Source organism: uncultured Campylobacter sp. (assembly GCF_905372745.1).
GTDB lineage: Bacteria > Campylobacterota > Campylobacteria > Campylobacterales > Campylobacteraceae > Campylobacter_A.
The window spans coordinates 1-25,052 of sequence record NZ_CAJPQR010000012.1; the positions used below are offsets into that span (position 1 = coordinate 1).

The 25,052-nt window shown below is 45.7% G+C and carries 20 protein-coding genes and 1 tRNA gene; 9 read left to right on the forward strand and 12 right to left on the reverse strand.

Annotation, left to right across the window (positions count from 1 at the left end):
• The 4 genes from QZ157_RS04910 to QZ157_RS04925 all read right to left on the reverse strand — a co-directional run.
• On the reverse strand, window positions 1-857 hold an 857-nt coding region (locus QZ157_RS04910), incomplete at its 3' end, for a hypothetical protein (protein ID WP_295142600.1).
• A 162-nt stretch (window positions 858-1,019) separates the two neighbouring features.
• A tRNA-Leu gene (locus QZ157_RS04915) sits at window positions 1,020-1,106 on the reverse strand.
• Window positions 1,107-1,193: 87 nt separating this feature from the next.
• Window positions 1,194-1,496 (reverse strand): HU family DNA-binding protein, encoded by a 303-nt coding sequence (locus tag QZ157_RS04920; protein ID WP_295142603.1) that lies wholly within the window; start codon window positions 1,494-1,496, stop codon window positions 1,194-1,196.
• Window positions 1,497-1,617: 121 nt separating this feature from the next.
• Window positions 1,618-2,355: a YaaA family protein gene (locus QZ157_RS04925; protein WP_295142606.1), complete on the reverse strand. Its 738-nt coding sequence runs from the start codon at window positions 2,353-2,355 to the stop codon at window positions 1,618-1,620.
• 119 nt (window positions 2,356-2,474) lie between these two features.
• On the opposite strand from QZ157_RS04925, the gene QZ157_RS04930 reads away from it, so the two are divergent.
• Together QZ157_RS04930 and QZ157_RS04935 are read left to right on the forward strand one after the other, a co-directional pair.
• On the forward strand, window positions 2,475-4,724 hold the full coding sequence (locus QZ157_RS04930; RefSeq protein ID WP_295142609.1) for a flagellin: 2,250 nt from the start codon (window positions 2,475-2,477) through the stop codon (window positions 4,722-4,724).
• Between the two features lie 177 nt (window positions 4,725-4,901).
• A complete protein-coding gene (locus QZ157_RS04935; RefSeq protein WP_295142611.1) occupies window positions 4,902-7,031 on the forward strand; it encodes a DNA translocase FtsK in 2,130 nt (709 codons plus the stop codon).
• Window positions 7,032-7,239: 208 nt separating this feature from the next.
• On the opposite strand, the gene QZ157_RS04940 is transcribed toward QZ157_RS04935, so the two are convergent.
• The 8 genes from QZ157_RS04940 to glmU all read right to left on the reverse strand — a co-directional run bounded on the left by QZ157_RS04940 (window position 7,240) and on the right by glmU (window position 15,286).
• Window positions 7,240-8,145 carry a DUF3137 domain-containing protein gene (locus tag QZ157_RS04940; RefSeq protein WP_295142614.1) on the reverse strand — a complete coding sequence of 302 codons (906 nt, stop codon included), beginning with the start codon at window positions 8,143-8,145 and terminating at the stop codon, window positions 7,240-7,242.
• Window positions 8,146-8,228: 83 nt separating this feature from the next.
• Entirely contained in the window at window positions 8,229-9,239 is a 1,011-nt protein-coding gene (gene truA, locus QZ157_RS04945) for a tRNA pseudouridine(38-40) synthase TruA (RefSeq protein WP_295142617.1), read from the reverse strand.
• Entirely contained in the window at window positions 9,240-10,265 is a 1,026-nt protein-coding gene (locus tag QZ157_RS04950; RefSeq protein WP_295142619.1) for an LptF/LptG family permease, read from the reverse strand.
• Entirely contained in the window at window positions 10,258-11,064 is an 807-nt protein-coding gene (locus QZ157_RS04955; protein ID WP_295142622.1) for an A24 family peptidase, read from the reverse strand. Before QZ157_RS04955 ends, QZ157_RS04950 begins: the two co-directional genes overlap by 8 nt.
• Window positions 11,065-11,424: 360 nt before the next feature.
• The gene (uppS, locus tag QZ157_RS04960; protein ID WP_295142625.1) at window positions 11,425-12,126 is read right to left on the reverse strand and encodes a polyprenyl diphosphate synthase; all 702 of its coding nucleotides are present in this window, start codon (window positions 12,124-12,126) and stop codon (window positions 11,425-11,427) included.
• A 1-nt stretch (window position 12,127) separates the two neighbouring features.
• Window positions 12,128-12,808 (reverse strand): hypothetical protein, encoded by a 681-nt coding sequence (locus tag QZ157_RS04965; protein WP_295142628.1) that lies wholly within the window; start codon window positions 12,806-12,808, stop codon window positions 12,128-12,130.
• Window positions 12,805-13,980, reverse strand: a complete 1,176-nt coding sequence (gene coaBC, locus QZ157_RS04970) for a bifunctional phosphopantothenoylcysteine decarboxylase/phosphopantothenate--cysteine ligase CoaBC (protein ID WP_295142631.1) — start codon at window positions 13,978-13,980, stop codon at window positions 12,805-12,807. Before coaBC ends, QZ157_RS04965 begins: the two co-directional genes overlap by 4 nt.
• 1 nt (window position 13,981) lies before the next feature.
• A complete protein-coding gene (gene glmU, locus QZ157_RS04975) occupies window positions 13,982-15,286 on the reverse strand; it encodes a bifunctional UDP-N-acetylglucosamine diphosphorylase/glucosamine-1-phosphate N-acetyltransferase GlmU (RefSeq protein WP_122874468.1) in 1,305 nt (434 codons plus the stop codon).
• Window positions 15,287-15,433: 147 nt separating this feature from the next.
• Between glmU and QZ157_RS04980 the strand changes: the two genes are divergently transcribed.
• The 7 genes from QZ157_RS04980 to QZ157_RS05010 all read left to right on the forward strand — a co-directional run bounded on the left by QZ157_RS04980 (window position 15,434) and on the right by QZ157_RS05010 (window position 24,853).
• Window positions 15,434-16,582: a PepSY-associated TM helix domain-containing protein gene (locus tag QZ157_RS04980; RefSeq protein ID WP_295142635.1), complete on the forward strand. Its 1,149-nt coding sequence runs from the start codon at window positions 15,434-15,436 to the stop codon at window positions 16,580-16,582.
• Window positions 16,583-16,929: 347 nt separating this feature from the next.
• The gene (locus QZ157_RS04985; protein WP_295142638.1) at window positions 16,930-17,697 is read left to right on the forward strand and encodes a motility protein A; all 768 of its coding nucleotides are present in this window, start codon (window positions 16,930-16,932) and stop codon (window positions 17,695-17,697) included.
• Window positions 17,698-17,702: 5 nt separating this feature from the next.
• A complete protein-coding gene (locus QZ157_RS04990) occupies window positions 17,703-18,473 on the forward strand; it encodes a flagellar motor protein MotB (protein WP_295142641.1) in 771 nt (256 codons plus the stop codon).
• Between the two features lie 2 nt (window positions 18,474-18,475).
• Window positions 18,476-19,216 carry a flagellar type III secretion system pore protein FliP gene (fliP, locus tag QZ157_RS04995; protein ID WP_295142643.1) on the forward strand — a complete coding sequence of 247 codons (741 nt, stop codon included), beginning with the start codon at window positions 18,476-18,478 and terminating at the stop codon, window positions 19,214-19,216.
• 141 nt (window positions 19,217-19,357) lie between these two features.
• Entirely contained in the window at window positions 19,358-20,674 is a 1,317-nt protein-coding gene (locus QZ157_RS05000; protein ID WP_295142646.1) for a TolC family protein, read from the forward strand.
• Window positions 20,671-21,840 carry an efflux RND transporter periplasmic adaptor subunit gene (locus QZ157_RS05005; protein ID WP_295142648.1) on the forward strand — a complete coding sequence of 390 codons (1,170 nt, stop codon included), beginning with the start codon at window positions 20,671-20,673 and terminating at the stop codon, window positions 21,838-21,840. The genes QZ157_RS05000 and QZ157_RS05005 overlap by 4 nt, the downstream gene beginning before the upstream one ends.
• Window positions 21,833-24,853: an efflux RND transporter permease subunit gene (locus tag QZ157_RS05010; RefSeq protein ID WP_295142650.1), complete on the forward strand. Its 3,021-nt coding sequence runs from the start codon at window positions 21,833-21,835 to the stop codon at window positions 24,851-24,853. The genes QZ157_RS05005 and QZ157_RS05010 overlap by 8 nt, the downstream gene beginning before the upstream one ends.
• The last annotated feature ends 199 nt before the right edge of the window (window positions 24,854-25,052 follow it).

Here is a 25,052-nt window from a genome sequence, read left to right on the forward strand (position 1 = left end):
TAATATAAATATTGAACTATAACAGAACTCTTAATTTCATCTCTTTTGGAACTAATCATATGCGGCGACAATATACACATATTTCTATATGCTATATTATTATTTACAACAATAAAACCATTTAAAGCATAAACATCAAAAACATCATCTTGCAACATAAGCAAATCAGATATAAAGAAAATATTATTTGGATTATTTATTGGTTGTTCTGGCAAAAATGAATTTTCAATCATCATAAGATTTTGCTTTTCGATATCTTGTTGTATTTTTAGATTGTTTCCATCTATCCACAGATCGGATTTAAGGGTATTATCTACATTGGTGTGCATATGCATAGGTAAAGTTGCATATTGTTGCTGCTGTATATAATAATAGTGTGTTTGCAAATTTTCAACCTGCATTCTATGCTTTTTTTTTAAATTCTCAACCTTGTTGTTTATATCTTGTTGTTTTCTGTAATATTGCTCACTTTCTTTCCTGTATTTTTTACTATACTCTGCAAAATTTTGAAAAACATATACAGGTCGTCTTAGTATAGTTTCTAATAATTGTGATAAATTTTTCCTGTCGACAATTTTAATCTCGTTATTTCTCATATGGCATATTTTGCCAGCTTTATCTAACCAAAATATGCTCCCTCGCATAAACAAATCCCATAAAATATTACTATAACACCAAAAGCCTTGCTCGTTCTGCTGCCGTGGATACGGAAGATTGTAAATACGAGTTGTAATTGTTTGGTCTAACACCAATTTATACCCATTACATATTATGTCTTCGCACGGAGCACTATATGAATGTTTACAATATACGTCATCAACTGGTAATCTATCGTAAAATACTTCATTATTTTGCATTAGTAATCCTTATAAAATAGGCGTTATACACTATATAAATTTGCAAATTATATATCATAGGTTTTAAAATTACAAAAAAATGTGTACCCCAATGTGTACCCTTGAGTAAAATTTTATATTTTTTATATTTTTATAAAAGCTTGAGAATAACGATATAATCGATGGTGCCCGAGGTCGGACTCGAACCGACACAAGGTTGCCCTTACCAGATTTTGAGTCTGGCGCGTCTACCAGTTTCACCACTCGGGCTAAGAAAGTTGAGATTTTACCTTGAAAGATATAAAAAAGAGATTAAAAAATATGGAAGCTCAAATTTAAGCTTCCATAAACAAGAAATTATTTCTTTTTAGTTTTTTTGCCTGCGCCTGCTACGACGGCTTCTTTTAGTTTTTTGCCGACCTTAAATTTAACCGCTTTGCTTGCAGGAACATCTATGGTTCTATCCGTTCCAGGCACTCTAGCTTTTCTGGCGGCTCTTTCTGCAGTACCGAACGTACCAAAGCCTATGAAGCTAATACTATCGCCATTTTTAAGAACCTCTTCAATGGTTTCTAGCGCAGCATCAACCGCCTTTAGAGAATCTTTTTTAGAAAGACCGGCCTTATCGGCGACAGCTTGAATGAAATCAGCTTTTTTCATGGAATAATCCTTAATAATGAAGTGGTATGCGCGCATTTTACAACGTTTTTCTAAAAAATACAATAGTTTTTAGCCGAAAATTTAACGATTTTTACGTAAATTCGGCAAAAAACGACGAATTTTAGACGATTTGCACCAAAAACTCGCTTTTTGGTCCCGTTTTTTTAACGTCTATGAGGCGCAAATTTTCTATGTCCATTTTACAAAGCTCGTCAAAATTTTTCACTCCTTTTTGCGCAACCTGCCTCAAGACTATTCCGCGGTAAGCTTTGGCATAGTGGCTGACGACTTTACCGTTTTTTAGAAATTTAAAGGTCGCAAACGGTTTTCGTATGCGGTAAAATTTCTCGTAAAACTCAGCCCTAAGGTCTAAAATATCGTCATCTCCTAGCCACCCATCTATCTCGCCGCTAAAATTTTGCCTATAAAACTCCTCCAAATTTAACCCATCTATGCGCTCGCCTTGCTTTAGCTTGTATTCGGGCAGGGCGTCTGCGGCAAGTACCGGGCCGAATAAATTTGAAAAAATCAGCGTATTTTTATCTATAAACTCCTGCGCCGCGCTATCAAGGCTGCGGTAATCAAGGTGCTTGTAGGCTACTCCGTCATAGCGCAAGACGGCTTTTATTGCACCTTTTTTAAAGATGCTTTCGCGCAAGCTCGGCTCGTCGGTCAAATTTTTCACGCCAAAAAGTTTTGAGATTTTTTCAACGGTAGCCTTTTGTAAAAAATCATCGTAAATTTTTAAAATTTCGCACCGCTTTTCGTATAAATTCGGAAAAATAAAGTCGCCGCTATCTATAAATTTGTTTGAGCTCACGGCGGTTTTGGCTTCGCTAGGCGAAAAGAGTATTTTCATTTATGCTCCTTAAATTTGGCAAAATCATATCTAAAACTAAATAAATTTCGAAATTTGACGATATAGCGAGTGGAACTTTATTTGCTTGCAAGAGTTTGATTAAATTTAAGGAAAATGCGATGAGAATGACGAATCAGTTGATGAAATTTACGAATAACTACGACTATCAGACAAATATGAAAGCGCTACACAAGCTAAACACGCAAATTTCAAGCGGTCTAAAAATCCAAAATTCTTTCGAGGACAGCAGCGTCTATAACGACGGCATGAGGCTTGATTACGAGGTTGCGACACTTGAGCAAGTGCAAACGGCGACGTCGAAAGCGCAGCACTTTTCAAAAAATACCGACAAGGCTTTGGGCGAATTTAAGCAGCAGCTTGAGGCTTTTAAAACAAAGCTGGTTCAAGGAGCCAATGAAATCCACTCCAAAACATCGCGCGAAGCCATCGCAAACGACCTTCAGGGTATCAAAAATCATTTGGTAAATATCGCAAACACCTCGATCAACGGACAGTTTTTATTTTCCGGAAGCGCGATAAATACAAAGCCTATAAACGGCGAAACAAATGAATACTACGGCAATGCGCAGGCGATGAAAACGGTAGGCGGAGCCCAGGTAAATTTGACTTACAACCAAAACGGGCAGGAGCTGTTTTTGGGCAAGGATGGCGATTATAATAAAAAAGTTACCTCCAACACGATGCTAAAAGCGCAAAATTTAGATGATAGAAACAAGACCGTTTACATCGATAGCGAACACAAAATGCGCGACCTGATCGGCTTTAAATACGTAAAAGACGAAAAAACACTAACCAATCAAGATTTTACCGGAACCGGCGTTAGGCAGTTTCAGGATACGACGTTTTTCTTGCAGGGTAAAAAGCCAAACGGCACGAGCTTTACGAGTAAATTTAAGATGACGTCGGACGCTTCGATAAACGACCTACTAGAAAAAATCGGCACCGAATACGGCAACACTCCGACCAATAAAGTCGTCGAAGTAACGATAAACAACCAAGGCCAAATCAATGTAAAAGATCTAAGCAAGGGCAATCAAGTTATTGATTTTCATATGATAGCGGCGACGAAAAAACTAAATAAGGCAGAAGATCTAACAGCCGCTAACATTAGCGCCGCCTCAGGCGAGTTTGACTCGGTCGATAGCCTAACTAGCGGCACAAACTCGCTTGAAGCTATGGTGCGCGCAAACCCTAACAACTATGAAATCACGGAATTTGTAAAAAGCAAATACGAAGACCTAGGCGGTGCCGTCACGAACGCCTACGACTACGATAAGATAAATTTAAAGCAAGAGGGCAGAAATCTAGTAGGCACCGTATCGCAAGTAGAGCGCGGCAGCGGTAAATTCGCCGATGATAACACGACTCTAAGCCAAGTCGTCGGAGCTAAAAATTTATACGACGGCGAGCGAGATAAATACAATATAAACGACCAAACTCTAAAAATGCAGATAAAATCCAGAAGCGGCGGAAACTATAAAGTAGACGTAAAATTCGGCGCAGGCTCTCCTCCGACGGCTTCAGGCGACGCTACGGTCAAGATCACCAGGCCGGACGGAACTACGTATACGACGAAGGTTTGGGATAGTTTTTATAACGACACTACAAACCCTCCGACTACCGAGGGTAGAGATACGCAGTCAAAAAATATGACCTTTAGACAGCTAAACGACATAATCGGTATGGTCGCTAGCGATAGCGTCCCTGCAGGAGCCGGCGGTAGCGCCCCGGCTGATTATGTCGCCTACAAACAAGCTATCGTAAATTCGCAAGGTAGCGTCGAAGCAAATATGGATCACCGCGGCCGCATAAAAGTAACCGATAAGCAAAACGCAGTCACTCCGATAAAAGTAGGCATATACGATGAGGTAAATGCCGATAAATTTGCCGGAGACAGCACCGGAGCTACGCCGGCTACATCCCAGGGCAAGGGTTCGCTGTGGAGCTTTTCTGCAAACAACGGCGTTGAGATAGATAGCCCGAGTGTGGATATTTTTGCGGATTTAGATAGGATGATAGAGGCCGTTAGGAGCGGTCAGTACCGCGCCGATAGCCAGGGCGAGCATCCGCGTAACTCCGGTATCCAAGGCGCGATCGAGAGGCTGGATCATATCGCCGATCACGTAAACAAAATCCGCACTAAAGTTGGAAATCAAACAAATACCCTAATACAGACCAACACGCAGGCTAGCGTCATGGAGGTAAACGTAAAAACCGTCAAGGCCGATATCACAAACGCAGACCACGTCGAGACCTATATGAATCTAATGCAAAAAATGATGTCTTATCAGGCGATGTTGCAGTCCGTGGCTAAGATAAACCAGCTTTCGTTATTAAACTATATGTAAAAACTCGCTATAATCTACCGTTTTATTAAAGTTTCGTTATCAAAGCGGGTGGAGCAAAAATGGGGTCAAATTTGATAAATTCGGCTCCGTGATTCATCCTCCCGCAAATTTAAATTTACAGAATTTAAAGGACGCGCCATTTTAAGAGAATCGGTTTTAGTCGTAGTCGTTTGTTTTTTGATATTTTTTGGGATCGCTACCATTGCGCCTGCGGCAAATTTCGTCGGGAGCTTCGGCAACGCAATCGGGCTTTGGAATTTCAAGCTTTTTGGCTTTATAGCTTACGTTTATCCGTTTGTTTTTATATTTTTTGCATATTATATTTACAAATATTTTGACGGCTTTGACGCAAAATTCGCCCAAACCGCGCTCGGAGCGGCGCTGCTTTTTTTGGCGTTTTTGATGTTTCAATCAGGCTCAAACGCTATTTACGGCGGACTAGTCGCAAATAGCGCAAACGAGGCGCTAAAAGACGTTATCGGCGTGATAGGCATGTGGGTCTTTATCGTGATGCTTTTCGTGCTGAGCTTCGGTCTCATCGCGCAAGATAACATCCTAGCTATCCTAAAAAAGGCCTTTGTAGAACCTAGCGCCAACGAATATAAATTTGAAAACGCGAGCGAGCTTAAGCCTAAATCGCAAAAAAAGCCTAAACGAATCAAGAAGCAAAAAGCAACGAACGAGGCAAATTTAGGCGATGAAAATAGTGAAAATAGTGAAAATTTAGAAGATGAAGCACAAGATTTCGGTAACGACGAACCAGATGAATCAGATGAAGGCGAGTTAAATTTAGAAACTAACGAAACGGGGGCGGTCACTATAAACGGCGTCGAGATACTAAACGAAGTCGCCGAAAACAAAAAACTGCTTGAACAAATCGAAAAAGGCAAGGTCGAAAAACCCAAGGATTTTGCGTTGCCGCCGCTTAAATTTTTAGCCGACCCGCCGAGGCGCTCAAACAGCGTAAACGAAGCCGAGATCGATCAAAAGATCTCCGATCTACTCGATAAACTGCGTAAATTTAAAATAGACGGCGACGTCGTACGCACCTATACGGGGCCGATCGTCACGACGTTTGAGTTTCGCCCCGCGCCGCATATCAAGGTTAGTAAAATTTTAACCCTGCAAGACGATCTAGCTATGGCTCTGCGCGCGCAGACTATCCGCATCCAAGCTCCGATCCCCGGCAAAGACGTCGTGGGTATCGAGGTGCCCAACCAAAATATCGAAACCATCTATCTAAAAGAAATTTTAGATAGCGAGGTTTTTAAAAACTCGAGCAGTCCGCTAACCATCGCGCTAGGCAAGGATATCGTCGGCGCGCCCTTTATCACCGATCTAAAAAAGCTACCCCACCTGTTAATCGCGGGAACGACGGGCTCGGGTAAGAGCGTAGGCATAAACGCGATGCTACTAAGCTTGCTATATCGCAACAGTCCGCAGACGCTGCGCCTGATGATGATAGATCCAAAGATGCTTGAGTTTAGCATCTACAACGACATCCCGCATCTGCTAACGCCCGTCATCACGCAGGCTAAGCAGGCCATCACCGCGCTATCAAACATGGTTGCCGAGATGGAGCGCCGCTATAAAATCATGAGCCACACGCGCACCAAAAACATAGAAAGCTATAACGAAAAGATGAAAGAAGAAGGTGGCGAGCAGTTTCCCTACATCGTCGTTATCATCGACGAGCTAGCCGATCTGATGATGACTAGCGGCAAGGACGTGGAGCTATATATCGGGCGTCTAGCGCAGATGGCCAGGGCTAGCGGCATACATCTCATCGTCGCTACCCAGCGCCCCAGCGTGGACGTCGTGACGGGGCTAATCAAGGCAAATTTACCTAGCCGCATCAGCTACCGCGTCGGTCAGCGCATCGACAGCAAGGTGATCCTAGATCAAATGGGCGCAGAGAGTCTGCTAGGACGCGGCGATATGCTATTTACGCCTCCCGGAAGCCCCGGCGTCATCAGGCTTCACGCGCCCTTTGCTAGCGAAAAAGAGATCGACACTATCGTAAATTTCCTAAAAGCACAGCAAGAGGTGGTCTACGACGAGAGATTTCTAGCCGAGGATGGCGCTAGCGGCGGCGCAGGCGGCGGTGGTACTGCGATCGCGGGAGAGTTAGACGAGCTCTACGAAGAGGCCAAAGAGATCGTGCTAAGCGAGCAAAAAACCTCTATCAGCTACCTTCAAAGACGCCTAAAAATCGGCTACAACCGCGCAGCTACGATCATCGAACAAATGGAGCAAATGGGCGTGCTAAGCCCGGTAAACGCAAAAGGGCAGAGGGATATTTTGTAAATTCGCCTCAAATTTACGGGAAAGCGCCGGCTGTATTTATTTTAGATTAGTGCCGTTAAATTTGAAAATATGCGCCTGCTATGAGTGACCGACTTTGTGCGGCGTTGCGAAGTTTTGCGCGTTTAATTCGCGCTATATTTAAATTTCTGAGCGAATTTACGCTCAAATTTTAAGCTCGTAATCGGCAAAATTTACCGTCCAAGCAAAATTATTTATAAACGTCAAGGCTCAAATTTAACTCGTCTATGACGCGTAATAGCCGCAATATCTCGTCTTTTATGGCTTGTGCATCAGAAAGGCTTGGCGGCGGGTCAAAGAGCGAACTCTCAAAACGGTCTTTCGCGCCGTTTAAAAAGAGATAAAATTTATCGTCCATAAATGCCGCGCTTAGCGATACGGCGCTGTCAAAACCCTGCTTAACCTCACGTAGGCGTTGCATAAAACCGGGGCTTAAAAGATAGCGCGCCTTTGTTTCATCGTCCGTAAAAATATTAAAATCGTTAAGCCAGGCACCGCAAAGCCCTATTTTTTGCAGCGGTATTTTAAGATTGGTTACTTTTTTATCTATGATGACGGTTTGGGTTTTAAAGCTATTGCCAAGCTCGCAAATCACCACCGTGCCGCTAAAATTCGTAATCTTTTCGTAAATATAAAGGGCTAGCGAGACCGCCTGAGCGAAATATCCGCTGCCGCTAATTTCTCGCTCAGGGCTTACCACCTCGCAGACGGTAAATTTCATACTACCAAGACAACCTTTTATCGCGTCCTCGCCGTAGCTTTTGGCGGCTAGGGAGTAAATTTGCGCCTTGTTTAGAGCATTTATGCCGATGTTGCTTTTAGACTCATATGTTAAATCGGCGCCAAGTCCTTCTATGACGGCTTTTACGAATGTATTTTTGTAAAACATCAAGTATTCGTATTGGGTCATTAGCCTAAATCTAGATAAGAATCTAATGTATTCATTTACGGCATAGACAGCTGTGATCGCCCAAAGCAAAAATATCGTAAGTATCGCATACTTGCCCCAGCCGTTTGCAGCTATGACCCATGCGGCAAAATCTCTGCCGTAAGGTAAAGCAGGAGAAACAAAAAATAAGACGATTACAAAAAGCAAAGCATAGCGCTTAATCAGCTTTTGTTTATACTCATTTTACTTCTGCGTTACGGCGACGATAGCTTCTTCGATTTTTGGACTTTTCATTCGTAAAAAACTCGGTTTAGATAAAGGCCGTTTGGCGGTGCAGGGATACGAGTGAGCGGCTTTTGCTCGTAGATAGCTCGGCGTAAAAGCTCTTTTGCTTTGAGAAAATTTGCATCGCGGCAATCGCTTGAGTTTTTATTGCCGATTTTTGCGCGATTTTTTTCGGTATCTATGCTTGCGGCTTTGTTTAAATTTGAGTTTTTGGTATCAAATTTCGAGATGACACAAATCGCTTGCTCGGCGGCCAAATTTGCGCTTTCGCTGTTTGTTATTAAGACATCATCGCGGCTGTTTTGGTTTAAATTTGCCTTGCCGCCCGGTTTTGCCTTCCACGTGCATTCAAATTTAAACTCTAGCGCGTCCGTCTCTTTAAATTTGCCGTTTTTTACAAGCTCGAGTGCTTTTAAAACGCTAGCGACCATGAGGCGAACCTGGGCGCGTAAAAAGCCGTTTGCTTTAAAAACGATGATCGACCGCTCGCCGCGCGCGTAACAAAACGCTTTTTTGATTCGCCGTTCGGGGCTTTTGACGTCGCTGCCAAGCTTCATAAACGCGCTAAAATCATACTCGCCGACAAAAAGCGCAAGCAGCTCGTTTGCTAAATTTAGGTCAAATCTCGGCAAAAAAGTCTCGTAGGGCGCCAAAAAAGGCGAAAACTCGCCGTGATTTATGACGTAGCGGTAGGCTCTGGCCGTAGCGTCGTAGCGCGGGTGAAAGCAGTCCTGCACGCGGCTAATAAATTTAACGTGAACGGCGGGGTGGGCGTGGCGATTGATGAGAGCTTTTAGACGCGCAAAGTCGCTAAAATGCTCGCCGCACTCGACGCAGGCTACTTGGTTGTTTGCATGCACGCCCTTATCGGTACGCGAGCTTGAGATTATTTTGCTAAAAATGCCCACATGCGCTAGAGCCGCGCCCAGAGCGTCCTCTACGCCGTTTTCGTGCGGCTGAGTCTGCGAGCCTTGAAATTTAGACCCGTCGTAGCTAAAAACAAGCTTAAGGCGCACTTAGTATCTTTTTAAAATTTTAGCCCTAAAGCTAAAAATCGAGGCGATAAAAAATAGCGAAAATATCGCCGCAATCGCGATAAAAACTCGCGAACTAAAGAGCATAATAAGGGTAAAATAGCCAAATAGCACGCCAAATATCCCAAAATACACAAAGCCCTTTTCGTAGCGGTAGGTCACGATGCCCAGACTCAAAGCAAAAAGCGTCGTAGCTAGCGGGAAAAGCGCGATGAGAACGTAGGTAGCAAAGTCTTTAGCGCGCTTTTTATCCTCGCTCATCATTTGCCAATACTGCACAAACGACTTCGTCTGCGCGACGCTATCCTCTTGGACGGTGCGGATTTTCATCGTGCCAAAGTCCGTTTTATGCCACGAGGTATCGCCGATATCGTAAATTTTACCTTCAGCTAGCGTAAGCTCAAGCGTGGCATTGCTATTGGTTAGGCGAGCGTTTTTGGCTAGAACGAACCTATGCGCGCCCTCTTTTGGCGAATAAAGCGTCACGCCCTCGTAAAGAGTGCCGTTTTCGTCGCTCTTTTCGTCTTGGATGAAGACCATCCAGTCGGAGAATTTTTGCCCGAATTCGGTTGTTTTTAAATTTAGCTTGGCGACGGTTTTTTTGTACGAGACGAAATTTGAGTTTAGCTCCGCAGCCGTGGGGATCAGCACTACCGCGGTAACGATGAGAAAGATTGAGACCGCGCCGCTAACGATGAGGAAAAATTTAGCGATCCTAACGGGCGAATATCCGAGCGTAAAAAGCACGATACTCTCGTTTTCGCGAGAAAGCCTGAAAAAAACAAGCGCAAGAGATGCAAAAAACGCGATCGGCACGGTAAAAAGCAGCACTCTAGGCAACATAAACATATAAAGTTTAAAAAGCTCTATAAAGGTAATCTCGATATAGGAGGTGATGCGCGCGATCTGGATAAAAAACACGATCGACATGATGAGAAAAAGCGTCGCAAATAGCGATGCGAACGTGCCTAGAAAGTTTGATAAGAGATAGCGCGCCGTCCTATCCATAAATGAGCCTCATGAGTAAAAAAAACTGATCCTTAAATGCATAAACGATAAGCGTAGCAAGGCTTAGAAACGGCACGAAAGGCAGCTCGTATCCGCGCTTTTGCACGATAACGTATGCAGGCAGCGTCAGTAGCGCCGAGACGTAGATCGCCATGAGGCCGAGCTTGATACCTAAAATCGCACCCATAACGCCCGCGATAAAAATATCTGCAGAACCCATGGCTTCGCGCTTAAGAGCTAGGCTAACGAGCGCGCGAAGTAGCCAAAAGGCAAACATAAAAATCGCGGCGTTTATAAACGAATCAAAGGCTTGCAAAAGCCCTTCCGAGTCAAAAGAGGCGGGGAGATTAAAACCGTAAAGCAGCGAAAATGCGACGCTAGCAAAAAGCAGCGGATCGGGAACGGCTTTGTAGCGAAAATCAATGAGGCTAAGCGCTAGCAGCAAGATAAAACAGATACCAAGCATCGCCGCCTTAAAAATCGCGGCGTAAAAGCCGTCTGCAAACATCTCTAGCCCGCGCGTTTCGAAAAAATACGCAAGCACGCAAAGCAGGGCGCTAGCAAGCTCAATGAGCGGATACTGAAAGCTGATTTTTTCGCCGCAAAACGCGCATTTGCCGCGCAAAAACAGCCACGCGAAAATCGGTATGTTGTGATACGGCTTTAGCGGGGTTTTACAGCTTTGGCAGTGCGAGGCGGGGAAATTTATACTCTCGCCGCGCGGCATACGGTAGATTAAGACGTTGCTAAAGCTGCCGACTGCGGCGCCTAAAATAAAAAATAAAACGGCAAAAATCATAACTCTCCTATTTAAATTTATTCCGTTTTTGCGAGCTTGCGCCAAAACTGAGCTTTTTAAACCAAGCCGCGACGTTTTAAAAGATAATCTTTGCGTAAAATTGCTGATTTGTCGCGTTAATTTGATCTAAAATTTGCCTCGTCTTTTGCGCCGCAAAAATATAAAATGCAAAAATTTAAAGGCGATTTTAGCGAAATATTGCCTTGAATGATTTTAAATTTAAAGATTTGGGTTAAAAACTTATGCAAAACGGCGTTGCGGCAAGCCTTTTGGCTCGTAAAATTTAAAAGCCTTTTTTGCGAGCGGGTAAAATAAAAAGACGTAAATTTAAAAGACGGCGGTAGCTAAAATCTCCAAATTTTAAAGTCCGCCGAACCTTCTGTCTTTTTTCTTAAACTTAGCCGTTATCAAGGCTAGCTCCTCGCGCGTAAAATCAGGCCAAAGCGTGGGCGTAAAGGCAAACTCGGCGTAGCTAGCCTGCCAAAGCATAAAATTTGACAGTCTCTGCTCGCCGCCCGTGCGCACGAGAAGGTCGATGGGCGCGGGCTCATCGAGGCACTCCTGCAAACTATCTTCGCTCAAATTTAAAGCTAATTTTTCGGAGTCAAATTCGCCGCCGTTTTTCTCGCAAAATCTTTTAAAAGCTCTTAAAATTTCATCTTTAGCACCGTAGTTTAGCGCCAAATTTAGCTTTAGTCTAGAATTTTGCGCGGTTGCGTTTTTGATATCAGCTATCTCGTTTTTTAGCTTGTCGCTTAGCGGACTTTCGTCGCCGATGACGTTAAATTTGATACCGTTTTTGATAAAACTATCGCGTTTTGAGACTAGAAATTTATGTAAAAGCTCCATCAAAAACGCTACTTCGCTCTTTGGGCGCTTCCAGTTTTCGGTGCTAAATGCATAAAGGCTCAGCATCGCCACGCCCTCGTCAATGCAAAACTCGCACATCTGTTCCACGACGTTTGCGCCCGTTTCGTGCCCTTTGGTGCGTAGCAAACCGCGGCTTTTGGCCCATCTGCCGTTGCCGTCCATGATGATCGCGAGGTGATTTAGCTCGTTCATTTTAGCCCTTAAAATCAATTATTTTGCCGCTTGGATCAAAGAAAGCGGCGATGTTTTGAGTCGTTTGCGTTTCGCAGTCAAATTCATTTCGCAAAAGCCTAGCGACCTTTTCAAACGGCGTTTGGGCGCTGATTATCCTGGCGCCTTTTAGCGTAAAAATAATCGGAGCGAAATTTGAAAAAATAAGGTAAATTTGACTCGTGCGGGCGCCGTCAAATTTCATCTGGAAAACGCCTTTTGCGCCGTTATAAACAAACGAAATATTAATGATATTTTTTTGTAGTGCAAGCAGCATTTGAGCTAGATTTTCAAACGTTTCTCGCGAGTCTGCCGCGCTAAGACTGTTAAATATATATTCATAAAACCAGTTTAGATCGGGCTCGCTTATCAGCCTTTCTATCAGCGCGAGTCCCTCAGGCGCGGCGTAGGCTAAATTCGGCTTTTTAAAGAGATTTCTTATCACGATATTTTCAGTGCCGCTTGCGATCTCGCCCCAGTATTCGCCGTCCACATCGAGGCTTTTCATGCTTTTCGTGCTTAGGATTTTGTTGCCCATTTTTAGATTGTAGCGATTGTAGCCCGTCTTTTCGGCGACTTTGATACTGATGGGCAGGCTCGCGTTTAGAGCCGTGCCCGCGCCGCCGCTTGCGATTTTTTGCACTCGTGAGACGGGATTTATCATAGCTTGGTTGCTAAATTTACGATTTGGCGCGCCGCGTCCTCTTTAGATGTTAGCGCGATATTTTGCGCGTCATGGCGCGTGATAAAGGTTATTTGCGTGCTATCAGAGCCGAAATTTATATCGCCGCCCAGCACATTTAGACAAACGGCGTCAAGGCTTTTTTTCTCAAGCATATTTTTTGCGTTTTGCATGGCGTTTGCGCCGTCCATTTCCATTTTAAAGCCGATTTTTTTGACGTTTTTAAAGTCTTTCAAAGAGCCCAAAACGTCATCGTTTTGCACTAGCTCCAGCGTCCAAATTTCGCCTAAATTTTGCTTTTTTAGCTTGCCTTCAAATTTGGTTTTTGGAGCGTAATCGCTAACCGCAGCCGCCATCGCGAGTAAATTTGCGTCCGTCAAATTTGCGCGTAGCAGCTCTTTTAGCTCCTCCGAGCTTTGAAATTTGAGCGTTTTATAGGGCGCGTTCGCCGTCTCAAAGCTAGCTATCAGCGTCACGTCCGCACCCGCGTAGTAAAACGCATCGGCAAGCGCTTTTGCCATCTTGCCGCTAGATAGATTCGTCACGGCTCTTACGTCGTCGATTTTTTCGCTCGTAGCGCCGCCCGTTACGACCACCTTTTGTCCTTTAAATTTGGGCTCAGCGAGCATCCTTTTGGTTTCGTAGATGATCGTAGATACGTCTGCCAGCGCGCCTTTGCCCGTGTCTCCGCATGCTAGTGTTTTTTCTACCGGTTCGATAAATCTCGCGCCGTTTGCGGCTAGAAACTCGAAATTTTTGCGCGTAGAGAAGTGATTTATCATTTTGTCGTTGGCTGCGGGCGCAATGAGTAGGGGAGCCGGGCTAGCGATCAGAGTCTGCATAAAGACGTTATCGCAAATGCCGCTTGCAAGCTTGTTTATCGTATTTACGCTCGCGGGCGCGATGAGGATGAGATCGGTTTTGGCGTAGGCGATGTGATTTAGCCCATCCTGCCAACTCTCCGTGCGCGAGGTTAAAATTTTATGATCGCACAGCGCTTCAAAGCCGGCTTCAGAGCAAAATTTAAGAGCCCCTTCGCTAAGCATAACGCGCACGTCCGCACCCTCTTTTTTTAGCGCGGATAAAATTTCATAAGCCTTATAAAACGCGATACTGCCGCAAACCGCGAGCAAAATTTTTTTATTTTTTAGCATTTTAGTCGCTTTTCGTATCGTTAAAAAATTTATAAAAAAAGCCTTCTTTATTTACCTGTTTCGTGCGGCTGATGGCTAGCGCGCCGCTTGGTACGTCGCTAGTTACGGTGCTTCCTGCGGCGATTAACACGTCGTCGCCGACTTTTACGGGAGCTATGAGCTGCGTGTCCGAGCCGATAAAGACGTTTTTGCCGATAATCGTTTTATGCTTGGCTTTGCCGTCGTAGTTGCACGTGATCGTGCCGCAGCCTACGTTTGAGCCAGGGCCTATCTCGCAGTCGCCCAGATAGCTTAGGTGGCCCGCCTTGACGCCGTTTAGCCTGGCTGCTTTTAGCTCGACGAAATTTCCGATGTGAGTGTTTTTGATTTCGCATTTTGGGCGCAGGTGCGCTAGAGGGCCGACGTCCGAGTCCTCGACGACGGAGTTTTCTACGACCGAGCCGCTTTTGATGACGGAGTTTTTGATGACGCATTCGCCGATGACGCTTACGTTTTCTTCGATGACGCATTCGCCTTCAAATTTTGCTCTAGAGTCGATGTAAATGCTATTTGGTAGCCGCATTAGCACGCCGCTTTTCATCAAATTTTTCTTGATTTCGTCCTGCATCAAATTTTGGGCGATACTTAGCTGAAATTTATCGTTTATACCCATGAAATTTTGCTCTTCTACACTGATAGCCCAGCACTTTAGACCGCGCTCGTTTGCGATTTTTATCGCGTCGGTTAGGTAAAATTCTTTCTGCGAGTTTTCGTTGCCGATGAGAGGCAAAATCTCGCGTAAAACTTCGCTTTTAAAGCAGTAGCAGCCGGCGTTTGCGCTTTTTATCATTTTTTGCGTCTCGGTTGCGTCTTTTTGCTCGACGATGGCCTCTACTTTGCCGTTATTTATGATCACGCGGCCGTAGCCGTAGGGGTCTGCCGCCTCAAAAACGCTTAGCGCAACGTCTGAGTTTCCCGCGCTTAGGCGGATTAGGTCGTTTGTTTTGATAAGCGGCATATCTCCGCACAAAATCAGCGTTTTTTCGCTATTTAACGGTATGTTTTTTAGCGCGCCCGCAGTGCCCGGGAACTCTTTTAAATTTTGTTCGTAAATTTTAGTTTGAGGGAAAATTTCTTTGATTTTAGCTTCCACTAGCTCTTTTTGATAGCTCAAAACCACGCTCACGTCGCTACTGATCTCATAAGCCTTGCGCAAAATATGGATAATCATCGGCTCTCCGCAAAGCTCGAAAAGCACCTTTGGTTTGGTTGATTTCATCCTTGTGCCAAGCCCCGCGGCAAGCACCACTACGCCGATATCGCTCATCTTTTTTCCTTGTTTAAATTTGAGCGATTTTATCTCAAATTTGCTAAATGCGCGATTAATGCTTTTTGGACTTAACAATTTCTTAAGCATTAACTAATATAATCACGGCCTTTGAATATAATCAAAATCAAATTTAAAGGATATAACTTGCTTTCATTTTTAAAAAAGGCTTTAAGAAGAAATCAGTTTTTGTTTAATATCCACCTGATTTTATCGATTATTTTTGCCGTTCCGCTACTCGTTATCGGCGTTACTGGCGCGATTTTGTCGTATCAGCACGAGCTTGAGGAGCTTATAAATTTAAACTCCGTCAAGGTCGAAAAAACCGGCGAAATGCTAAGCACGGAGAAAATCTTGCAAAGCTTTAGCGAGCAAACGGGCGTTAAACAGCCCGCAAGGCTTGTGCTGCCGAAAAATGAAAACGAAGCAATCAAAATTTATGCTAGCAACAGCGATGCCTATCTGGTCGATCCGTACACCGCGCAGATCATCGGCAAGGACTACGGAGTCGCATTCGTGCGCACGGTAATGTCTCTGCACCGAAATTTAGGCTTTGCGCTAACTGGTAACAAAACCGCTGGCGAGGTCGGTAAGCAGATCGTAGGTGCTAGTACGGTCGCGATGATAGTGCTCGTGATAAGCGGCGTTTGGTTGCATTTTCCAAGGATAAAACGCAAATTTGCCGAGGCGATAAAGCCGAATTTTAAACTCAAAAAATATGCCCTTTTTCACAACCTGCACACGAGTTTAGGCGCCTTAAGCGCGGTGATTTATCTCGTCATCTGTTTAACGGGGCTCATGTGGTCGTACCGCTGGTATAACGGCGCGGTGACTGAGCTTTTCGTTAGCGCGCAAAATTTGCCTAAAGAGGCCGAGCGCAAAGAGGGCGCACCCGCAAAAACAGAGGGAAAAAAGAGCGCCGAGTATAAATTTAGCGATGTGCAGAGGGCTTACGAGATATTTAAATCAAGCGGCATAGAGTATAAAGAATTTAGCCTGATGCTCGCGGCCGGAGATAAGATAAACGTCAGATACTACGAACCCGACGCGCCTAGCACCGCTCGTCCGAAAATGGCGACCGTGAATGTAAAAGATAGCAAGATGGCGGAGCAAAAGCAGACAGAGGGCATAACCGTAGGCATGGTAAAGAGCACGAACTATCAGCTACATACGGGATACTTTTTCGGGATTGCGGGTAAAATTTTGTGGTCGGCGGTTTCGCTTTTGATGGCGCTTTTTATATTTAGCGGTTTTTATATGACGGCAAAAAGGGCGTTTAAGCCAAAAAGAGCTTAGCTAAGCTTAGCCTAGCTTTGCGCCTTAATACTTAAAATTTTACCTTAAATTCGATCAAATTTAACTCTAGTAAAGGCGGTAGATTTGCCGCCTTAAATTTTGCTTTCTTTTTAAAAATTTAACCCAGCGGTATCAGCTGAATTTACATATAAAATCGCGCCTAAACGTTAGGATAAATTTTATCGCCCAAAGCGCGCAAAAATCGAAATTTAAACCAAAATGCGGTTTTTGAAAAAAAATTATGCCGGTTTGGAACGTATTTTGCAAATAGCTAGCCTGAGTTTAACTGTTTTTTCAACTAAAAAAAACTAAAATACAAACCAAATTTTATAGGTGGAAAGTTCAAGATGGATTTAGGTAGCGTCGTCGGTTGGATAGTTGTTATGGTGCTTTTGCTAGGCTCGATGCAAATGGGCGTCGGAATCGGAGCTTATATCGATATTCCCTCGGTTTTGATCGTTTTTGGTGGCACGATTTGCGCGCTGATGATCGGCTTTAAGATGGAGCAGATAAAAAAACTAGGCACGTTTTATGGCATTGCCGCAAAACCAAAAACGTATAATCTACCCGAAATCGTAAAAAAAATGGTCGAGTACTCCACTAAAGCTCGCCGTGATGGTATCTTGGCGCTTGAGAGCGACGCAAATAACGAAACCGACCCGTTTCTAAAAAAAGGCTTATCTATGGCGGTTGACGGCAATGAGCCAGACGCCATCAGATCGCTACTTGAGATAGATATGGAGCAGTCTAGCTCTAGGCATGGCGATAATATCAAAATTTTTGAGCAAATCGCGGGCTTTGCGGGCTCGATGGGTATGATCGGTACGCTCATCGGCCTGGTTGCGATGCTTATGAACATGTCCGATCCTTCGGCTATCGGTCCGTCGATGGCGGTCGCGCTCATTACTACGCTTTACGGTGCGATGATAGGAAACATCCTGGGCTCGCCCGTGGCAAACATCCTAAGTATCCGCGACAAGGACGAAGGTACGGCAAAGGTGCTAATGCTAGAGGGCATAATGGCGATCCAAGCCGGCGATAATCCTAGGACGCTTGAAATGAAGCTGCTATCGTTTTTGCCGCCTAAAGACCGCGTTAGTCAGTTTGATAAGTAGAAAAAATGGCTAAAAAGTTAATCGATCCGGGTGACTGCCCCAAATGCTTACCCGAGTGGCTCGCGGCGTTTGGCGACTTGATGTCGCTTCTGCTTTGCTTTTTCGTACTGCTTCTTTCTATGAGTACGATGGACGCGAAAAAGCTAGAGGCCGCGATCGGCTCGCTAAACGGAGCGCTAGGCGTACTTGAGGGCGGAGCAAAGCCAGACGTGAGCTCCGAGCAAAATCAAGACGACCATGCCACATCAAATAAAGAACGCACGGGCGTGAAGTCGAATTTCGAGCAGACGCTGCGCTCTATCAACGAGCTTTTGCATGCTAGCGGCTCGCCTGAAATCACGTTTGAGGAGAGCGAGAGCGGATTTGTGATTAGACTGCCGGCAAATTTACTCTTTGCAAAAGATAGCGCCAAGCTGCAAAACGACGATGCGCTGCTATTTTTAAAACGTATCGCGATGGTGATAGCCAAGCTACCGCCCGACGTCGTAGCAAACGTGATCGGACATACCGACAGCGAGCAGCCCGCGTCTACCGAGTTTAGAGACAACTGGCAGCTATCGTCGGCTAGAGCTATCAGCGTAGTTAGCGAGCTAATCAAAGACGGAGTCGATCCTAAAAAGCTAACAGCGTCGGCAAAGGCCGAATTTGAGCCGTTTGCGACGAATTTTACCGAGCAGGGCAGGGAGAAAAACCGCAGGGTCGAGATACACTTCGTTTCGTTAAATTTAGACGACAAAGCCAAAACGCAAAAAAGCATACTGGACGCGCAGGAGTAAATTTGAAAAAACTGACGTTTTTGCTGTTTTTTATCTTTGCGGCGGTCGCGATCGGCGAGGATAACGTTACGATCCCGACCGTAAATCTCAGCCTAAGCGCGCCTACTACGCCCACCCAGCTAGCTAGCTCGCTAAACGTCCTACTAGTCCTTACCGTCCTCACGCTAGCTCCTTCGCTGGTTTTTATGATGACCAGCTTTTTGCGGCTCATTATCGTTTTTTCGTTCTTGCGTCAAGCGATGGGCACGCAGCAGATGCCGCCCTCTACGGTGCTTATTAGTCTTGCGATGGTGCTTACGTTTTTTATCATGGAGCCTGTAGGCAAGAAAGCCTACGAAGCTGGCGTGCAGCCATATCTAAGCGAACAAATAGGCTACCAAGAGGCCTTTGAGCGCGGTGTAAAGCCGTTTCGCGAGTTTATGATAAAAAATACGCGCGAGAAGGACTTGGCGCTGTTTTTACGTATCAGAAATATGCCAAACCCGCAAAGCTTTGACGATATCCCGCTCACGGTCGTGATGAGCGCGTTTATGATCAGCGAGATGAAAACGGCGTTTGAGATAGCCTTTTTGCTCTATCTGCCGTTTTTGGTCATCGATATGGTCGTTAGCTCCGTGCTTATGGCGATGGGTATGATGATGCTGCCGCCGACGATGATTTCGCTACCGTTTAAGCTGCTTATTTTCGTACTCGTAGACGGGTGGAATTTGCTCGTCATGAACCTCGTTAAAAGCTTTCATTAGGTTTTTTATCGCTATAATCTTAAAAATGCTCCATGCGCCGCTTAAATTTTTATTTTATTTTACCTACGGCGCCAGGCCCAGGGCGGGCAAACCTGCTCAAATTTAGCCCGCGCCGCCCAGAGCTAATATGGAAGGGGTTAGATGAAAAAAATTTATATATTTTTGAGTTTTTGCGTTTTTTTAGGCGGTTCGGAGGTTAAATTTGAAGGGAATTTGCCCGAGCTGATTTTAGCCGCGCAGAGCTCAAATTTAGCTCACATTTCAAACTACGAACCGCAAAAAGCGCAGCTGCAAAAAGAGACCGTAAAGAGTGCGTATATGCCAAGTCTCACGATCGACGGCGGATATAGTTTTTTAAGCGGCGACATAAACGTCCTGCGCCCGCAAAGAGCCGCCACGGCAAGAGCGATTTTGGAGCTTGCCGTTTATGACGGCGGCAAAAGAGAAGCCCTGCTAAGCTCGCTTTCGCACCTTAGCGCGGCTGAAATTTTAAAAAACGAGGAGTATCAAAACCTGCTTGCGTTTAACGCGACCAAGCTTTATTTTAGCTTTTTGTCGCTGGGTGAGCTCGCGCTGGCAAAAGAGGGCGAGATAAACTACCTAAAAAACGCGCTAAATAGGCTGGAAAAGTACTACCGCGCAGGGCTTAGCGACGAGAGCGAGTATGAAGCGGTAAACGCTAGATATGCCATGGCGCTCGCCGAACGCCTCGAAATCTCGCAAAATCAAAATGAGATAAAAAATCAAATTTATGCGCTAACGGGCAGAGATATCGAGCCTGTGGCGGGCTCTAGGATCGCGTTTGCAGACGACGACTCCGCACCGCAAAAAAGCGAAAAGCCCGAGCTTGAGGCGCTTAGTCTAAATTTCGCCGCGGCTCTTGAGGACGAAAAGATAACCGCGTCCGAGACTAACCCGCAAATTTTCATCAAAAACACCTACACCTTTATGCGCACGCATTACGATAGAAACTTGCTGCCCGCGCAGTATCGAAGCGTGCTGGAGCCGTATTTCGACGACTTTTTTAAGCCAAATTTAAATACAAACGAGCTGATTTTGGGCTTTAGCTGGAAGGCGTTTGATTTTGGCGCAAACAAAAAGCGGCGCGAGATAAAGCGCATTAGCGCGCTGCAAGCGAAGTTAAATCTGGATCAAAAGCGATTGCAAAACGAGCTAAATTTGACGAATATCAAAAACGATCTAAAGACGCTCGAGCAAAAGATCGCCGCCGGCAAAAGCGCGCTAAACTCGGCGCAAACCTCGCTAAATGCCGTTAGTAAAAAGTATGAAGCCGGGCTTCTTGGATACGTCGAGTTTTTAAACGCGACCGCGCAGAGCTTTAGCGCAGGCAGCGCGCTGGAGCTAAGCAAGAGTAAATTTGAGATCAAAAAGGCGGAGTATCTGTATGAACGCGGCGGCAAGATCGCCGAAAATATCGAAAAAACGGAGCGCAAATGAATAAAATTTTACTTTTTTTACTGAGCGCGGCGGTTGCGCTTTGTGCCCAGGATAGGATCTACGCGAGCTTTGACGTCGCGGCCGCAAAAGACGCACATCTTGCGCTAAAGGCCGTGGGTATCGTAAAGAGCGTAAACGTAGAAATCGGCTCTGCGGTAAAGCGCGGCGACGTGCTACTCGAGCTTGAAAACGAGAGCGAAAAGCTAGCCGTAAGGCTCGCTCAAAACGACCTAGAAAGCGCGCAGACGGCAAAAGCTCACGCAAAAAGCGTGCTGGATAAATTTAAGCTCGTTCAAAGCGTGAGCTCGAAGCAGGCTTTTGAAAATGCGGAGTTTGATTTTAAAAACGCCGCGCTAGCCGAAAACAGAGCTCATCTGGCGCTAAATTTGGCGCAAAAAAGACTCGAGGATACGAGGCTACTCGCGCCTTTTGACGGGACGATATCTGGCAAGAGTATCGAGGTCGGCGAGGGCGTTGGCGGCGTAGCGCAAAAGCTGATGTCGATTTTTTCCTATCCGGACGTCAAGCTCAAGCTCAGCTTTGATGAGAAATTTAAAGACCGCGTGAAAATCGGTAGCGAATTTATCTATAAACTAGACGGCCAAATCGAGGAAAGACGCGGCGAGATCAGCCTCATCTACCCGACTATCGATACGAAAAACGGCAAAATTTACGCCGAAGTGCAGGCGCAAAATTTGACGCCGGGGCTTTTTGGCGAGGGGTATATCGTCTCTAGCGCTCAAGACGGGGATGCAACGAGCGATAAAAATGCCGCCGAGCCTAAAAACAAGGACGAAAATAAAACATTTGGGCTTAAATTTGAAGGCTTGAAAAGCGGCGGTCATGCCGCTGCTGGCGCGAAATTTGACGATAAAAAAGTCAGCCTTGACGCGGCTAGGTTTTTAAATTTGAGGGCGCAAACAAAAAGCGAGATAAATTTAAACTCAAATTTGGATTGCGGCGTTAAATTTGAGTTCGCCGCGAAAAATGCAAATTTGGCGGGCGCGTTAAATTTGTCGCATAAACAAAGCGGCACAAATTTAAACGCGGAATTTGACGCGGCGCAAATTTTACTAGTCGCTAAACGCCAAATGCTTTTTGCGGAGCAGGGCGAACGGGTAAATTTGACGCAAAAGGCAGTTTTAGCGAAGGCGCAAAATGTATAAACTAGCCATAAATCGTCCGATTACGACGCTGATGTTTTTCGTCGCGCTCGTATTTTTCGGGGCGATGTCGCTTCTTAGGATGCCGGTAAATCTCTTTCCCGAGGTCGTCATCCCGCTGGTTAAGATCACGACCTATGCGCCGGGCGATATGAGCCTCATCGAGAGCAGGGTCACTAAAAAGATCGAGGACGAGGTCTCGACGATAGACGGTATCAAAAAGATTAGGTCATATACATTTAACAACCTCAGCATCGTTTTGGTCGAGTTTAATCTCAAGAAAAACATCGACGTCGCCGCGAACGACGTGCGCGACAAGGTCGCAAAGGCAAAGCTGGACGCCCAGCCCGAGATAGAGAAAATCAACAGCGACAGCGGCAAGGTGGCGAGCTTTTTCGTTAGCCGTAAGGACGAAAATTTAACCGCGCTTATGCAGGCGGTCAAAGACGAGGCAAAGCCGTTTTTGCAGCGCGTAAAAGGCGTGGGCAAGGTCGATGACAAGGGCTTTTTGGAGCCTGAGATTAAAATTTACCTTGATCCGTTTAAGCTCGATAAATACTCCCTAACCGCGGCCTCGGTCATAAATATAATCAAATCGCAAAATTTAAAAGCGCCGCTTGGCAAGCTCGAAAACAGCGAGTTTGAGATATTTTTAAAGAGCGAATTTGATGCTAAAAGCGTGCGCGAGCTAGAGGAGATACGCCTGCAAAAAGACGTGTTTTTAAAAGACGTCGCGCACATTGAGCTATCTCATCACGACACCGACGCCGTGGCGATGTATAACGGCAAGCGCGGAGTGCTGCTCGACGCTATAAAAGTAAGCGGCGCAAACACGATCGAGACGATAGACGCGCTCAAGGCTAAAACCGGCGAACTAGCCGCAAAACTGGGCGAAAACTACGAAGTAGAGCGGGTTTACGAAAAGAGCGAAAGCATCCTAAAGCACATAAATCAGGTCAAATTTGACATGATGCTAGGCGTCGCGCTCACCGTCGTCATTGTCTTTTTCTTTTTGCGAAGCTTTAGCGCGACTATCATCGCCGCGCTTGCGATACCTGCTAGTATCGTGGGGACGTTTTTTATCATCGATGTTTTGGGCTTTGATTTAAACCGCCTCACGCTGCTGGCTCTCACGCTTGGTATCGGTATATTTATCGACGATGCGATCGTGGTCGTGGAAAATATCTCCAAAAAGATGCAAGAGGGCGAGAGCAATCCGCTAAAAGCGAGCTTTGAGGGCGTGCGCGAGATCGCCTTTAGCGTGCTTAGCATTAGCGCGGTGCTGCTTTGCGTGTTTGTGCCGATTGCCTTTATGGAGGGAATTGTCGGGCAGTATTTTAACTCCTTTGGTATGAGCGTGAGCGGCGGTATCGTGGTGTCATTTTTGGTTTGCATTATGCTGATACCTAGCCTGGCGGCGAGGTTTTTGAGCGAGGGCGAGAGTAAATTTTACCGCGTGACGGAGCCTATATTTGAGGCGCTTGAGAGCGGTTACGAGCGGCTTTTGAAGCTTATTTTGAGGTTTAAAACCGCGTTTGTTATCCTTACCTTCGGCGTGCTAGCTCTTTGTATGAGCCTAGCGGGCAAGGTCGGTATGGACTTTTTGCCCGTCGAGGACGAGGGACAGTTTGAGATATTTTTAAAGGCAAACCCCGGCATCTCGGTCGAGGCTATGAGCGCTAGAGCCGGCGAGGTCGTGCGCGAGGTAGATAGCGATCCACGCGTCGAGTACTCGTATATGATCGCTGGCTACACGGACTCAAAAGACGCATACAAGGCTAAAATTTACGTCCGCCTAAAAGGCTTTGAGTCGCGAAAAGAGCGCCAAACGCAGATAATGGACGAGTATAGAAAAAAGCTTAAATTTGACGACCTCTCCGTCAAAGTCCTGCAGATACCATACGTCGATACGGGTAGCGACAGCGAGCCGGTACAGCTAACGATCACGGGAGATAGCCTGGAAAAGCTAGACGAAATCCTGCCAAAAGCCATCGCCATGGTGCGCGCGATAGAGGGCACGACGGATGTGGGCAGCGATAACGAGGATAAGATAAACGAGCTGCAAATCAGCGTAAATAAAGACAAAGCCAAGCGCCTAAACATCGATCCTAGCGCGGTCGCGCAGGTGATATACGCGTCGTTTGGGCAAAATAGGCTTGGTAGCTTTGATAACGGCGACGCGCAGTACGATATGATACTGAGGTTTGACGACGAGTACCGTAAGGACGCGCAGGCGCTACAAAAGCTAAAGATCAAAAATGCGTACGGCGAGAGTATAAGCCTAAGCGCGGTGGCCGAGTTTAAGACGAGCAAGACCTTTTCCGTGATAAACCGCTTTAACAAACAGCGTCAGATCAGGATCGTCGCAAACGTCGATAACGTCCCGCTAGGCGCCGTACAAAAAGGCATCGACGAAAATATCGGTAAAATTTTGCCCGCAGGCTATGATTACGTGATGACGGGCTTTATCGAGATGATGAACGACACGAACGCGGCCTTCGTCTTTACGATCAGCCTTAGCGTCGTGCTCATCTATATGATTCTGGCTGCGCTTTACGAGAGCTTCGTGCTACCTATCATCATCATGATCTCTATGCCGCTGGCGTTTGGCGGCGTGGCGGTCGGGCTGCACCTTAGCGGCAACTCATTTAGCCTATTCGTCATGGTCGGCGCGATCTTGCTTTTTGGTATGGTGGGTAAAAACGCGATTTTAGTCGTGGATTTCGCCAACCGATACGCAAACGAGGGCGCGCCGCTAAACGAAGCCATCGTGCGCGCTGGCGTCAAGAGGCTGCGAGCGATACTGATGACTACTTTTGCGATGATATTTGCGATGTTGCCGCTTGCGCTTAGCAGAGGTGCCGGATACGAGGGCAACTCCCCTATGGCTATCTCGGTGATCTCGGGGCTCATCAGTTCGACGCTGCTAACGCTGCTAGTGGTGCCTGCGCTCTTTGGTGCAGTGTATAAGATAGATAAATTTGTGAGTAAAATTTATAAAAGAGAGGAAATTTAGGGCTTAAATTTAAGCTTGCTTTCGGCGAGACTTGCATCAAATTTGCACTCGGCGGTTGCTCGACCATTGGGCGCTAATTTTGTTTAAACTAAAAAGCTGATTTTGCTTTGAGACCACATTAAACTGATTTCCGTAATTTAACGTAACAAATTTGCCATTTTGTATTCGTCTGCCTCTACTAAACCCTGTTTTTAAATAT

What these genes read in the sequence shown, in the direction of transcription:
- QZ157_RS04920 (WP_295142603.1), bottom strand. Translation starts at nt 1,496, where the DNA reads ATGAAAAAAGCTGATTTCATTCAAGCTGTCGCCGATAAGGCCGGTCTT.
- QZ157_RS04925 (WP_295142606.1), bottom strand. Translation starts at nt 2,355, where the DNA reads ATGAAAATACTCTTTTCGCCTAGCGAAGCCAAAACCGCCGTGAGCTCA.
- QZ157_RS04930 (WP_295142609.1), top strand. Translation starts at nt 2,475, where the DNA reads ATGAGAATGACGAATCAGTTGATGAAATTTACGAATAACTACGACTAT.
- QZ157_RS04950 (WP_295142619.1), bottom strand. Translation starts at nt 10,265, where the DNA reads ATGGATAGGACGGCGCGCTATCTCTTATCAAACTTTCTAGGCACGTTC.
- QZ157_RS04955 (WP_295142622.1), bottom strand. Translation starts at nt 11,064, where the DNA reads ATGATTTTTGCCGTTTTATTTTTTATTTTAGGCGCCGCAGTCGGCAGC.
- uppS (WP_295142625.1), bottom strand. Translation starts at nt 12,126, where the DNA reads ATGAACGAGCTAAATCACCTCGCGATCATCATGGACGGCAACGGCAGA.
- QZ157_RS04965 (WP_295142628.1), bottom strand. Translation starts at nt 12,808, where the DNA reads ATGATAAATCCCGTCTCACGAGTGCAAAAAATCGCAAGCGGCGGCGCG.
- coaBC (WP_295142631.1), bottom strand. Translation starts at nt 13,980, where the DNA reads ATGCTAAAAAATAAAAAAATTTTGCTCGCGGTTTGCGGCAGTATCGCG.
- glmU (WP_122874468.1), bottom strand. Translation starts at nt 15,286, where the DNA reads ATGAGCGATATCGGCGTAGTGGTGCTTGCCGCGGGGCTTGGCACAAGG.
- QZ157_RS04985 (WP_295142638.1), top strand. Translation starts at nt 16,930, where the DNA reads ATGGATTTAGGTAGCGTCGTCGGTTGGATAGTTGTTATGGTGCTTTTG.
- QZ157_RS04990 (WP_295142641.1), top strand. Translation starts at nt 17,703, where the DNA reads ATGGCTAAAAAGTTAATCGATCCGGGTGACTGCCCCAAATGCTTACCC.
- QZ157_RS05000 (WP_295142646.1), top strand. Translation starts at nt 19,358, where the DNA reads ATGAAAAAAATTTATATATTTTTGAGTTTTTGCGTTTTTTTAGGCGGT.
- QZ157_RS05005 (WP_295142648.1), top strand. Translation starts at nt 20,671, where the DNA reads ATGAATAAAATTTTACTTTTTTTACTGAGCGCGGCGGTTGCGCTTTGT.
- QZ157_RS05010 (WP_295142650.1), top strand. Translation starts at nt 21,833, where the DNA reads ATGTATAAACTAGCCATAAATCGTCCGATTACGACGCTGATGTTTTTC.